The organism is Rhodopirellula sp. J20-39, assembly GCF_057365095.1.
This window is the reverse complement of the sequence record NZ_CP195123.1, coordinates 7171035-7184650: the sequence shown is the minus strand read 5'-3', so window position 1 is coordinate 7184650 and position 13616 is coordinate 7171035. Positions and strand designations below refer to the sequence as shown.

At 51.5% G+C, this 13616-nt stretch carries 8 protein-coding genes; all 8 read left to right on the top strand.

What is annotated here, in order from left to right:
* Window positions 1-8 precede the first annotated feature (8 nt).
* Window positions 9-2210, top strand: a complete 2202-nt coding sequence (locus ACR3ZL_RS26130) for a sulfatase-like hydrolase/transferase (RefSeq protein ID WP_473650160.1) — start codon at window positions 9-11, stop codon at window positions 2208-2210.
* Window positions 2211-2443: 233 nt separating this feature from the next.
* On the top strand, window positions 2444-3628 hold the full coding sequence (locus ACR3ZL_RS26125; protein ID WP_486173081.1) for a putative glycoside hydrolase: 1185 nt from the start codon (window positions 2444-2446) through the stop codon (window positions 3626-3628).
* Window positions 3613-4971, top strand: coding sequence for a sulfatase family protein (locus ACR3ZL_RS26120; RefSeq protein ID WP_473650162.1), 1359 nt, complete (start codon window positions 3613-3615; stop codon window positions 4969-4971). The genes ACR3ZL_RS26125 and ACR3ZL_RS26120 overlap by 16 nt, the downstream gene beginning before the upstream one ends.
* A 42-nt stretch (window positions 4972-5013) precedes the next feature.
* Complete coding sequence (locus ACR3ZL_RS26115) at window positions 5014-5793, top strand: SGNH/GDSL hydrolase family protein (protein WP_473650163.1); 780 nt, start codon at window positions 5014-5016, stop codon at window positions 5791-5793.
* A 78-nt stretch (window positions 5794-5871) separates the two neighbouring features.
* Window positions 5872-7707: an arylsulfatase gene (locus ACR3ZL_RS26110; protein ID WP_473650164.1), complete on the top strand. Its 1836-nt coding sequence runs from the start codon at window positions 5872-5874 to the stop codon at window positions 7705-7707.
* A gap of 121 nt (window positions 7708-7828) precedes the next feature.
* Complete coding sequence (locus ACR3ZL_RS26105; protein ID WP_473650165.1) at window positions 7829-9151, top strand: DUF1552 domain-containing protein; 1323 nt, start codon at window positions 7829-7831, stop codon at window positions 9149-9151.
* A 169-nt stretch (window positions 9152-9320) separates the two neighbouring features.
* Window positions 9321-11627: a DUF1592 domain-containing protein gene (locus ACR3ZL_RS26100; RefSeq protein ID WP_486173080.1), complete on the top strand. Its 2307-nt coding sequence runs from the start codon at window positions 9321-9323 to the stop codon at window positions 11625-11627.
* Window positions 11628-12047: 420 nt separating this feature from the next.
* On the top strand, window positions 12048-13589 hold the full coding sequence (locus ACR3ZL_RS26095) for a sialate O-acetylesterase (RefSeq protein WP_486173079.1): 1542 nt from the start codon (window positions 12048-12050) through the stop codon (window positions 13587-13589).
* Window positions 13590-13616 lie beyond the last annotated feature (27 nt).

The following is a 13616-nucleotide window of genomic DNA, read 5'->3' as shown; positions in this document are numbered from 1 at the left end:
CGTAATTCATGAAAACCGCATTAATGTTAATTCAGTGTGGCGTCTTGCTTGTGACCTTTTCAGTTTCGGCTTGCTTGGCGTCCGACGGTCGACCCGCTAAGCCGAACATCGTTTTACTGTTGACGGACGATCTGGGTTGGCAAGATGTCGGCTGTTATGACATTGACGAACCTTGCCCTTATGAGACGCCTAATATCGATGCGTTGGCAAAAAAAGGTGTGATGTTTTGGCAGGGTTATTCTCCGACACCCGTTTGTGCCTCATCGCGGTGTGCGATCCTAAGTGGTGTTCATGCCGCCCGTGCCCAAAAGACAAGTGTTCGTGGCGGCACGCCGCCGGTACCGCTGGGGCAATCATCGAGGATTATGTTTCCATGGCAACGTGCGGGACTTCCGCCTAACGAATTAACGTTGCCAAGATTGTTGCAACAAAACGGATACGTGACTGGCCACTCGGGCAAGTGGCACATCTCCAATGGTGGCGAAAGGGAAGCTTCCAATCGCGAGCCCTTTGGTTTTGACTACACGCGTTGTGATCGCGGTTCCCGACAATCAATGCCGGATCGGCTGAGTGGTTTTGCAACCGATGCGCCTGACGACCCTTATCGCCTTGATGAAAACGGTTATCCCTTTCATCAAACCAACGAAGACGCTTTGACGTTTTTAAAGCAGTACAAAGACCAGCCCTTTTTTCTCTATTACGCTACTTGGCTGGTTCACGCTCCAATCCATACGCGATCGGAGGCTCATCTGCAAAAGTACGTCAATCGATTGGGAACCGATCCGACTGACGTGCCCACCAGGGACACGCCGGGCCAGTTGAACCCGTTTTACGCGTCAATGGTTCAGGAATTGGACTACTACGTTGGTCAAGTATTCGATTATCTGGACGAAACGGAAGACCCACGTTGGCCAGGACATACGCTGAGCGAAAACACCTATCTTATTTTTACGTCTGACAATGGCGGTATGGAGGGTGGGCCGACGGAACGCTACACCGACAACTATCCGCTTGATCATGGCAAGATTCACGTTGAAGAAGGCGGCACGCGAGTCCCGCTTATTATCACTGGCCCCGGTGTACCCGCCGGAATCCAAAGTGACGTGATGATCAACGGTCTTGATTTTTATCCGACCATTTTGTCACTCACCGACACTGAAAAGCCCACCGGCAAGCATTTTGATGGTTGCGATTTGACGAACTTGTTGACCACGGATCCGACTGACTCGTCCTTAGTTAAGACGTCTAGCGGATCGGTGCGTGACACCATGGTGTGGCATTTCCCGCACGGTAGTCAGCCCGCCAGCACCATCCGAGTTGGCGATTACAAGCTGACTCGCAACTACGATCATCTCAACAATCCGTCGACAACTGAATTTGAACTGTTTCGTCTCTACGAGACGACGGACGGTGTGCAGGAACGAGGGGACATTGAAGAGTCGAAGAACTTGGCCGAATCGATGCCTGAAAAATTGGCTGAGTTGGATGCGAAGCTAACCGAGATTCTGACCGGAATGAACGCGACCTACCCCTACTACAATCCTAATTGTCGTAGTGAACTGCCGCGCAAGGATGCGGTTCCAACGGTCGTTGCAGTTAGCAAGAGTGAGGACATCGTTACGTTTGCCTATCAGGAAAACGGAGCGAAGGTTGTTCGGGCTGATTTGATTTATACGACCAACGGCGGTGACCGCGACGAAGAGTGGTTGCGAGTAGTAGCCGATGTCCCATCACCTGGTACCGTGAAGGTGGAACTGCCCGAGGGGGCGACTCATTACTACCTTAACCTGATCGATGAAAATCAATTTTTGGTTAGCTATCCGGAAGTCGCCAGCGAGAAGAGGACGTTCTCTAAGGCAGCGTTGAATGCGAAGTCAGCTTCCACGCCGAACATAACGTCGGCCCCTAAGTCGATTGTGAAGTCCGAAAAATTTAAGCAATTGGATGCCGATGGAAATGGTCAGATCACACGAGATGAATATGTCGCCCCGTTTGTCGCCGGTTTTGCACGCAAGGACAAAGACCAAAGTGATTTCTTAAGCAAGGAAGAGCATTCGCATCCATCGTTTAAGTTTGGTGATAAAGATCGCGATGGCCGCCTGTCTCGCGACGAGTTCTTGGCAATCCATGATCGACATTTTCGGCAAGCTGATCTCAATTCGGATGGGGTGATCGCACCCGAAGAATTAGTGCCATCGACAAAGCAATAAACGCGTTTCGTTTCGGCGTTGATGGGGGCCGCTAATACGCGACTCATGCATCTGGTACGGAAATCCGATCGGCACTGAAGCAGTGGATCAACGCCGTTTTGAGTTTAGATCAAACGAGTTTACAGCAGGCCCATGTCACGCTCGTGGATCAACGACATGCGTCTGTGTCGCCAACAACCTTCGTCTTTACCAATTTCTAGCTCTCGTAATTTGCCGTGGCTGATTTGAATCGAATGAACAAATTATTGACGATGGCTGTTGTTTGTCTTTCGTGCGTGTGGGCAATGCCAGCATCCGCGCAAACGCCGGAATTTTCATGGGACACGGTGCCGGTATACCTGCACTTTGGTAGCAAGAAGAGGATGACCGATGAGCAGGTTGCTGCGGCCGCGCGGCTGTCTAACTTCATCTGTCTTGAAAAGGCCCATGGTCGTCTCTCTGACAGCGACCATCCCGAACGGGTTGCCGCAGCGGACGCCCATCGCATCAAGGCTGCGAATCCAGACGCCAAGGTCCTGATGTACTGGAATACGCTGATCGCATGGCCGTTCACTTCATACAACTTTGATTTCGCTGAAACGCATCCTAAAGACTGGACGTTGCGAGACATCAATACGGGCGAACCTTTGCTCAAGGCAATGCATGGAAAGGTTCCCGTCTATCAATACAACTTATTGAATCAGGATTTGCGTCAATGGTGGGCCAAAACGCTGGGCGGCGCTGTCAAAGAATTCGGGTTTGACGGCGTGTTCATGGACGCCATTTCGCAAGCGAAACGACCCTTGTGGTTGCGAACCGGATTTGGCGGGATGGACAAAGCCGTTGAGCTGGATGCTGCTGCAGTGGACATGATGAAACAGTTGAAATCAGTGATGGGTGAAGAGCGTTTGCTGATCTACAACGGTTTTCGTTCCAAAGCGGGCGGCCCCGATGGGAACGCTGCTGCCGGGACTGAATTCTTGCCTTTCGCCGATGGCGCACAGATCGAGCATTTTGATCAGCTCAGTTCAACCACAAAAGAAGACATGGTGGCGTACTGGAAAATGGCGGCCGAAGCGGCAGACGCTGGCAAAATCGTCCTGTACAAGGCATGGCCTGATCACGACATCAATTGGCTTAACAAGAGCTTCATGCGGAAACCGGCTGAAGAGAAGGAAGCGTTTGCTCGGAAGTCGATGACGTACCCGCTTGCCTGTTATCTAATCGGTGCGAGGGAGAATAGCTATTTTTGTTATGGATGGGGCTACGACATCGAAGACGGGCAATTAGTGGATTATGTCGAATACGGTAAACAACTTGGTGCGCCAAAAGGCGATGCGGAACGAAACGGTTGGGTCTTTCGCCGCAATTTCGAATATGCCAGCGTGACGTTGGATCTTGTTAATCGAAAAGGAAAAATAGAATGGTCGGAAGAATAACGTTCGGATTGCTAGCCTTACTGTGCGTGAGTGTCACACAGGGGGCTGAGCAGCCAAATGTCGTTTTCGTCTTTGCGGATGATTGGGGCTACGCGGATCTAGGAATCCATGGAAGCACGTTTTGCAAAACGCCGCGTCTGGATCGGATGGCAAAAGAGGGCACCGATTTCCAGAACTTCACTGTCGATCATCCGGTGTGTTCCCCAAGTCGCACCGCCGTCATGACGGGGCAGTTCCCCGCGCGGCATTGCGTGCATCAACATTTCGCAACCATCGCTCATCATGTGAGGGCGGGGATGCCCGACTGGCTTGATCCGCAAGCACCCATGTTGCCACGAATGTTGCGAGAAGCAGGATACGCCACTGCTCACTTCGGCAAGTGGCACTTAAGCAACGACCAGACTCCCGATGGTCCAATGCCCACGGCATATGGGTACGACGAATATGGTGCATTCAATTTGCCTGGGGAAGATACCGAGCAAATGCCCACGGAAGAGACCTGTTCCCGGGCCGTTGACTTTATCCAGCGACACAAGGACCAACCGTTCTTCATTAATTTGTGGCTGCATGAAACACACACTCCTCATTATCCCAAAGACAAGTATCTGAAGAAGTTTGAACATCTGGATGAGCAAAAGCAGGTCTATGCTGCAGTGGTTGCCGAAGCGGATGATGGGGTTGGAAGCGTATTAGATGCATTGCAAGAATGCGGCTTGGATGAAAAAACCCTGGTGATCTTTTCTTCGGACAATGGTCCTGAAAGTACGGGAAAGAAGAAGCAACAAGACGATAAATCAACGGGCCCTGGGCTCGGATCGTACTATTCGGTAGGCGAAAAGGGAGACCTCAAAGGCCAAAAACGGTCTTTGTATGCGGGTGGGGTTCGAGTGCCGTTCATCGCTCGGTGGCCTGGCGTGATTCCGGCGAATAGGACTGACCGCAATACGGTTCTTACTGCAGTTGATCTGTTGCCGACCTTTGTCACTTTAGCGACTGGGGCGTTGCCGGATGATTATCGACCTGATGGCGAAGACGTGATGTCAGCGTTGAAAGGAGAATCATTCGAACGCAGCAAACCCATTTTTTGGGAATGGGCACCTGCTCGTAAGAGTGCGTACACGTGGCCTCACCAAGGCATTCGAGCTGGCAAGTGGAAGTTGCTACTAAACGAAAATCTAGGGAAGGTGGAGCTGTATGACATCGAAGCGGATTGGGCGGAGACCACTGATCTTGCTGCTAATCATCCCGAAACGGTTGCACAGCTAACGGGGCAAATTCATGCTTGGAAAAAGACACTGCCCGCTAGTCCACCTGAGTCATGTCTCTCGAAGACACGGAAATGAGTTGCTGAAGAACAGTGATGTTTCGAAAACAACAAGGTGTGAATGATGATGAAAAGGTCGGGAAGTTTACTTTTGGCTCTGGTTTGTTGCCTGTGGGCCGTCACTGTTCAAGCTGAAACGGCGGAAGAAGCCTGGAATAAGCTTGTCGGGCAACGAATGATCAAACGTCCCGAATTTGCGTTTGTTCAGAACGATCCGGCGCTACCCAATGTGCTGATATATGGGGACTCAATTTCGATTCACTACACCCAGCCTCTGCGAGCTAAGCTAGCGGGCAAGGCCAATGTGTATCGTCTTCATTGCAACGGTTCGCATTCCGGAGCATTCGTCGGGAATTTAAAACGCATGCTTGAAGTCATGTGTGACGATGATTTGAGTGGTGCGTGGACGTTTCAGTGGGATGTCATCCAATTCAATGTCGGGCTGCACGACTTGAAGTACCTGCATCAGAATAAGCTGGACAAGACGAACGGTGCGCAGGTCACCTCGATCGAAGATTACAAGACGAATCTGAATGACATCGTTTTGTATCTCAAACACGTCGCACCGCAGGCAAAACTGGTCTTCGCGACGACCACGCCAGTGCCAGAGGGGGAACCGGGACGGTTTGCTGGCGATGCCGAGAAATACAATCTGGCGGCAATGGAGGTGCTCAGTCAGCATCCGGAGGTTACGATCAACGATCTGTTTGCTTTGACCAAACCAAAGCATTCAGATTGGTGGACCAAGCCGGGCAATGTTCACTTCAATATGGACGGGCGACGTGCCCAGGGGGATCAAGTGGCGAAGGTCATTCTGGGGGTCTTGTCTGCAAAAAAGTAATCAAGTTCAAAAATAGGGTGACAGTCGGTAGCACCAAGCATCGTCGACAACGATCACCCAATCATCAACGAGAAACTCATGAATCGACTAAAGCAATTTGTTGTAGCCATCGCATTGGTCTTGCCAATGTCGTCATTGGTTGCGGGCGATGCGAAGCCCAACGTGGTTATCGTGATTACTGATGATCAAGGGTATGGCGATTTTGGTTTCACTGGCAATCCAGCAATTCAAACGCCAAATATTGATGAATTGAGTCGGCAGTCGACGTTACTCAATAACTTCCACGTTGATCCCACCTGTGCGCCGACGCGTTCGGCTTTAATGACCGGTCGCTACTCCGATCGCGTGGGCGTTTGGCATACCGTGCAGGGTCGCAGCATGTTGCGGCGTCGCGAAGTCACGATGGCGGATGTGTTTGGAGACAACGGTTATGCCACGGGCATGTTCGGTAAGTGGCACCTTGGGGATTGTTACCCGTATCGGCCGGAAGATCGAGGTTTTCAGCACTGTGTATATCACGAAGCTGGTGGCGTCGGCCAAGCACCGGACTACTGGGGCAACGACTACTTCGATGACACGTATGTCGTCAATGGAAAGCATCAGCGTTTTGAAGGCTTCTGTACTGACATCTGGTTCGACGAAGGGATGAAGTTCATTAAGGCGAACAAGGAAAAACCGTTCTTCGCGTATATCGCCACCAACGCCCCGCACGGCCCCTATTATTGCCCTGAAGAATACGTCCAGCCCTATGAAGGCAATCCGCAAGTTTCCCTGCCGGAATTCTACGGCATGATTACCAATGTGGACGATAACATGGCCAAGTTGATGGCGATGCTTGATGAGGAAGGGCTTGCCGATAATACAATTCTCGTCTTTATGACCGATAATGGAACCGCTGCGGGCGTGAAGGATGGTCGTGGCTACGATGGCGGTATGCGTGGGCAAAAGAATTCAGAATATGAAGGCGGGCACCGCGTTCCATTTATGATCCGTTGGCCGGATGGAAAGATTGAAGCCGGGAAATCAGTCGAGCGTCTGACAGCACACATCGATATTCTGCCTACATTCATCGAGTTGTGTGGGTTGGACGCTCCAGAGATCAAGTTTGATGGAAGCGACATCCGCGACTTGATCTATGGCGATGGGAAAGAGTGGCCGGACCGTGGCCTCATAGTGGAGTCGCAGCGGGTCGTGGATCCAATCAAGTACCGCAAGAGTGCCGTCATGACGGACCGTTGGCGTTTGGTAAACGGCACAGAACTATATGATTTACAGACCGACCCGAAACAGACCAACGATATCGCCGCAGATTATCCCGAGGTATTGAAGCGTCTGCGTGATCAATACGACGGTTTTTGGAACGACGTTTCGCGAGAACATAATCTGACCAGTTACATGGTGATCGGTTCGGATCAATCCCCGATTGTTTCGCTTTCGTCGCACGACTGGTTAATCGACCAACTTCCACCATGGCACCAATTCCATGTTATTCGCGGTGAAGTTGCTGAAGAATCCTATTGGGCTATCGAAGTAGAGCGTGATGGCGAATATGAGATTTCGCTACGCCGTTGGCCAGTCGAGGCCGACAAAGGCATCAATGATGGTACCTATGGCAAGGCGTTCAATTATAGGCAAGCTAGGTTGTTGATCGGTGACATTGACGAAACGGTCGACATTCCCGAAGGGGCTAAGGAAGTCACCTTCAAGGTCACCCTTCAAAAGGGAATCACGCGATTGGCTCCGGTTTTTATTGGTCCTGAACAGACCGCCACGCCGTACTACGCGTACGTTACTCATCACCCGAAGGCCGGGTGGCAGACGCCGCAAGGAATGGGGATCCCCGTCTACGATCCTGATTACGGACGAGTTCCGCCACAGGTGAAGAAAACAGTTAGTGACAAGTCGAGTAAGTGATGACTTAGGTAACGGTCGGGATGTCGATGGGCTCAAAACCTGCTCTATCGACATCTCATCTCATCGGCTTCGTGCGAAGTCGGCTATCGCTGCGGATTGAGTTGTCGATCGAGAAAAGCAAATGAAACGATATCGAAAAAGAGACTCGCGACAGTTAATGCAGCGATCGTCGGGGCGGTCTGCTTTCGGCGGCGAGCGTCGTTCGTTTTTAAAAGCGGCTGGTATTTCGATCGCTCTTCCCACGATGGAATCCGTGGGGGCATCAAGGCGTGCTAGAGACGATGAGCCGATGCGGATGGTGTGTATCAGCAGTGCCCTTGGTGTGCATCCCGGTGCGTTTTTCCCGAAGTCGACAGGCGTTGACTTTGAATTGTCGCCGACATTGTCTCCGCTGGCGAAATTGCGTGATCAGTTCACGGTCTATTCGCACATGGATCATCCAAACATTTCTACGAAGCACCAGGGAATGAATTCATTTTTAAGCGGTGTAAACGCGATTGGTGCTAGGGCGGGTGAAAATGTTTCGATGGACCAGGTTGCGGCTTCGCATGTCGGATACGCGACGAGGTTTCCTTCTTTGCACGTTTGCCTGGGTGGTTCTCTGAATGCTTCATGGACCGCATCGGGAATCAAGGTGCGGGAAGACCGCGATCCACGCGATTTGTTCAAGCGATTGTTTGTTAGCGATTCCGCTGCAGCGATCAAAGAACGCGAACAGGAGTTGCATGAACAAGGCAGCATTCTGGATATCGTCCGCAGTCAAGCAAAGCGATTCGAGGGAAAAGCGAATCCATCGGATCGCCAGAAATTGGATGAGTACTTAACCGCGATTCGCGAAGCGGAAATTAAGTTGCAGGGGATGCAAAATTGGCTGAAAAAGCCCAAGCCGATTGTGGACTACGACCCGAACGGAAGTCCCCATTCGAGTAACGACTATGGTTTTCTGTCGCCGGTGATGTTTGATTTGCTCTTCTTGGCCATTCAGTCTGACTCCAGTCGGGTCTTCACCGCCGGCTTTGGAATGCACAATCGAACGATTGAATTAGATGGTGTTCGGGATGGCTATCATGGGCTATCGCATCACGGCAACGTGCCCGAGCGTTTGCGTCAATTGCACATCATCGACAAGTTCTATATCGAGCAAATGGCTCGCTTTATGGTCCGGTTGCAAGGGGCGTCGCTTGGGAATGGTGGTGACGGAAGCTTGTTGGACAAGACAATGGTCTTGTTTGGCACCGGTTTGGGTGATGCGGCAAGGCACAGCAACCGTGACTTACCAACCGTGATCGCTGGTGGAGGCTTCAAGCATCGCGGACATGTGGATGCCAAGCTGCCGCGAGGCCAGCAGACACCGCTAAATAATCTATATACGACCATGTTGCAGAAGTTCGGCGTTGACGTTGACCGCTTTAACGGTGCTACCGGAACCGTGGATTTGAGCTGAAATGTTTGCGGTCTTCGATGTCGAAAAACGAGTTGCACTTGCGCCTCTTGATCAGTCGTTCGCTAGCCAGGTCTTTGACGCCTCAGTCATTGAGCTGGGAGCAAAAGTCTCGAACTTACTTTACGGCGTTTCGAGATTTCGTTTCGCATGCTTTCTAGTTGCCCTTTGCTTGATCAACGCTTGGCAAGTCGAGGCGAGTGAAACCACAACGTCGCTATTGCAGAAATACTGCGTGGGTTGCCACAACGCCAACGAGCAAGCAGGTGATGTCCGTTTGGATCAACTTGCACGCGATGATTTCGAATTGTTCGGAGGAATCTACGAGCAGCTATCAAGTCGACAGATGCCGCCCGATGATGCGGAGCAACTGTTGGTTGAAGATCGTAATCGGTTGGCAGAGGTTTTTCTTGGGCTAGCAAAGAAGTCTTCGGTCGCTGAGACAGCTTCGTTACGGCGGATGAACCGTCGGGAATACACTAACACCGTGCGTGACTTGCTCGGGCTGAGCGATGTCAGTTTCGATCCCGCTAAGTTCATATACGAAGATGAGGTAGAGCATGGCTTTGATACGCAAGCGAATGCTCTGGTTATCTCGAACGAGTTGCTGCTTGAATATCTGGAGTCAGCACAACTCAGTTTGCGACAGGCTTTGTTTACGCTCGATCCCGTTCAGCCCAAGCCGGAAACGGTTGTCGCCAAGCTAGACAAGATGCAGGGTGGTTCCCGTCGATATGAAACGAAAGGTAAAGATGCTTACGTTTTCAGGGCCGGAAATGCTCGGATCACCTCAGGCGAAAAGTCTCGGATTGTTTCTTTGCCTGGTCGGTATCGCATCACTGTCACCGCATCAGCTCTCGATAAGAATCGTTATCCCGTGCCATTCCCGCCAGAAAAAGGAAATCCCATCTTGGGAATCGGTACAGTCGAGGTGAAGCGGGGCACGATCGCTGGATTTGATAGTAAGGAAGAACGTTTCGAACTGAAGTACGATCAAGATACAACATTCAAATTTGAGCGTTGGATCGATCGAGGTTCCCAGCCGTATCTTCGGTTTACCAATGGCAGCAACAATATACCGACGTTGTTGCGTCAAAAAGTGCGCAAGCGAGAGATCACTCAAGCCCAGGCGAATGGGAGATATAGGGGGCCTGGAATTCGAATCAGTCAGTTCAAGGTAGAAGGACCGTTCTATGATCAGTGGCCGCCAGAGTCGGTTCGTACCACGCTCGGTGTCAATGAGCCGGTCGATTTGCGAAACGCCGATGAACGCTTGAAGTTGCTTGGTCGATTTGCGATTCGTGCGTATCGTCGTCGCGTGTCTCGTGAAGAGATCGCACCATGGAGTGAGTATCTACGGAAGCAGTATCGAATCAAACGGGATTGGAACGAGGCGGTTATTCAAACCTTGATGGCGATGATGGCATCGCCAGACTTTTTGTACCTTAGCGAAGAAGAAGGAAATCTGAGCCCGTTTCGATTGGCCAGTCGAATGTCGTATTTTTTCTGGAGTACGATGCCTGATCGCGAATTGTTTTTGCTTGCGGATTCGGGCAAGTTGACTGATCCTAAAGTGCAGCAACAGCAAGTGATCAGGATGATCCAGGATCCGCGAGCGAAGCGTTTTAGTGAAAGCTTCGTGGACCAGTGGTTGTCCCTTGATACGCTTGGCACGATGCCTCCGGACAATACCAAGAAGGAGTTTCGGGCGTACAGTTCATCGCTTGAAGCGGCGATGCAACAAGAAACTCGGCAGTTCTTCCAGTATGTGTTCGAAGATAACCGTAGCGTGCGGGAGTTCATTGATTCCGATTATTCGTTTCTGAATCAGCAACTCGCTGATTTGTACAACATCCCGTTTCAGAGCAACAACCCAGTCCGGCTTGTCCTAACGAGTCTGCCGGAGAAGTCGAGACGCGGTGGGATCTTGGGGCAAGCCAGTATCTTGACGTTGACTTCCAACGGAGTGGAAACCTCACCCGTGACTCGTGGCGTTTGGGTGCTCGACAACTTTTTAGGCACGCCTCCGCCTCCACCGCCGGAGGAGGTCCCAGCGATTGTGCCCGATCTGAATGGTGCATCCACTGTGCGGGAGTTGCTCGAAAAACATCGCAGTGATTCGGCGTGCATGACTTGTCACCGAAAGATGGACCCGCTTGGATTTGCCTTGGAAGCCTACGATCCAATCGGACGCTACCGCACGAAGTATTCTAAACGTCAAAAGGTTAGCACTGAAGGTCGTTACATGGGCACGGATTTCGATGACCTGCAGGGCTTGAAAAAGATTTTAGGTCGTGACGTGCGATCCTTTGCTCGAAATCTCATTGTGCGAATAGCAGAATATGCCAAAGGCCGGAAGTTGGTCGCGGCGGATTACACGACAGTCGAAGCGATTTTGAACGCTGCGGAAAAGCAAGATTACAAGCTCAAGTACATGGTCTACGCGGTTGCAGTCAGTGATCTGATGACCGTTCGATAGTGCGTCGCAAGTTTTGTGGAAGATCTTGCGGCTATTGGTGGGCTATGTATGCGTCAACGTCGGATGATTCTGGTGCCCCCCAAACGATCTTGTGCTGATCAAAGATTCAGGCAGAGAAATGCTAAATACAATGGCGTTCGGTCTCTTGGGCAGGTACGGGAAGGTTGCCAAGCACTAACCCAATATGTCCATCGCAAAAACGATTGGATTCAAATCGGCTGTGCTGTCTGCGTCGATCGTTTTGCAGTGTAAACTGTTCGGCACATATATTGGTAATCGCGGAACAGGCTCGGTTTGGCAAACAGCGATTCCAGAGACAAGTGCCAAAAGAAAGAAACGAAAACGGTTTTTATTGTTTTCGGAAGACCTAACCGCATGACACGCGTCGTGCGAGCAACGTGATCAAGATGGTGATAATTGATGAAGATAAAACGGATGTTTGTAGGATTGGTTTGTGGTTTCGCGAGTCTTTGTCTGTATGGAACAGCCTGGGCTGACGAACTGACGCCGGCTTCGTTGTTTCAAGACCACATGGTGTTGCAGCGGGATATGCCGATTCCGGTTTGGGGAACAGGCCATCCTGGCGAAACCGTTACGGTTGAAATCGCCGGGCAAACGAAGTCGACGGTGGTTGACCCATCGAACCGTTGGAAGGTTGTCTTGGATCCGATGCCAGCCACCTTTGATGCCGCCGAAATGACGATCGCTGCGGATTCCAAGGCGCCGGTGATCCGTTATTCCGACGTGGTCGTTGGCGATGTGTGGATCTGCTCTGGACAATCGAATATGCAGATGGGGGTCGGTGGGGTGCCGGAGCTCGCCGCACTAGTACCATCGGCCAAGAATATCCGCACCTTTCATGTTAAGAATACGGTTAGCTTTGAAGAGCAAGAAACCTGTGGTGGTGCATGGGAAGTGAAGGTTCCCAACAGTGCTGTGGCATTTGGGTTTGCGCATTTTCTAGAAGAAGCCGTTGATGCGCCTGTCGGGATTATTCTTACCGCTTGGGGCAGTTCGTCACTGGAAGCATGGATGCCGCGGGACATGACTGAGACGGTTCCGCACTTTAAAACGATCATGGAAGAGTTTGATGCCAACGTTGAAACTCGTAATCAAATCCAGGCAATCTTGGACGGGCCCAAGCCCTGGAAGAATAAGGACGATGTTTTCCTTCGCCGCCAGACGAACATTCTTTACAACGCGATGATGCATCCGCTCGCACCTTATGCCTGCCGGGGGCTGGTCTGGTATCAGGGGGAACGCAACACCCAGTCGATGCACGGGATGCTTAAGACACCATGGTTTTCACGTAATTCCGGGATGCTGATCTACGGCGATGTGTTGAAAGAATGGGTGAAACGATATCGCCAAGAATGGGACCGTGATGACCTTCACTTCCTGGTGGTGATGCTGCCGGGATATTTTGGGAATCAATTGCCGACGGGTCCGCGTGGTCACGACGCCGAAAGTCCAATCGCGCATTCGTGGGCTTGGATGCGAGACGCACAATTGCAAGTTTTGGATCTGCCGCACACGTCCGTCGCCAACACGGTTGATTTAGGTGACGTCAAGAATATTCACCCAAAAGATAAGTTACCGATCGGTAAGCGACTTGCTTTGCTTGCCCAACGGGATGTTCTTGGGGTGGACGTAGTTGCGGAAGGGCCCGTGATGGAACGCGTCGAGCGATTGGGAAGCCAACTTGTTGTTCACTTTCAGGACGCGACCGGACTTACGACGAATGACGGGAAATCGCCGTCTGCATTTTGGGTGACGGATCAATCTGGGGAATGGGTGCGAGCCCAAGCGGCGATTCAGGGTGAACAGGTCGTGCTTCATTCGTCAGAATTAGCCCATCCTTTGTACGTTCGGTATGCTTTCGCAGGCAAACCTCAGGTCAACTTAGTCAACGGTGCAGGCTTGCCAGCGCGCCCGTTCCGGACCGATACCTTTCAACCTTAATGTTGCATCACAGCAGTGACGTGATCG

Coding starts and splice junctions, on each gene's coding strand:
- ACR3ZL_RS26095 (WP_486173079.1), top strand. CDS start 12,048: ATGAAGATAAAACGGATGTTTGTAGGATTGGTTTGTGGTTTCGCGAGT.
- ACR3ZL_RS26120 (WP_473650162.1), top strand. CDS start 3,613: ATGGTCGGAAGAATAACGTTCGGATTGCTAGCCTTACTGTGCGTGAGT.
- ACR3ZL_RS26125 (WP_486173081.1), top strand. CDS start 2,444: ATGAACAAATTATTGACGATGGCTGTTGTTTGTCTTTCGTGCGTGTGG.
- ACR3ZL_RS26115 (WP_473650163.1), top strand. CDS start 5,014: ATGATGATGAAAAGGTCGGGAAGTTTACTTTTGGCTCTGGTTTGTTGC.
- ACR3ZL_RS26110 (WP_473650164.1), top strand. CDS start 5,872: ATGAATCGACTAAAGCAATTTGTTGTAGCCATCGCATTGGTCTTGCCA.
- ACR3ZL_RS26130 (WP_473650160.1), top strand. CDS start 9: ATGAAAACCGCATTAATGTTAATTCAGTGTGGCGTCTTGCTTGTGACC.
- ACR3ZL_RS26105 (WP_473650165.1), top strand. CDS start 7,829: ATGAAACGATATCGAAAAAGAGACTCGCGACAGTTAATGCAGCGATCG.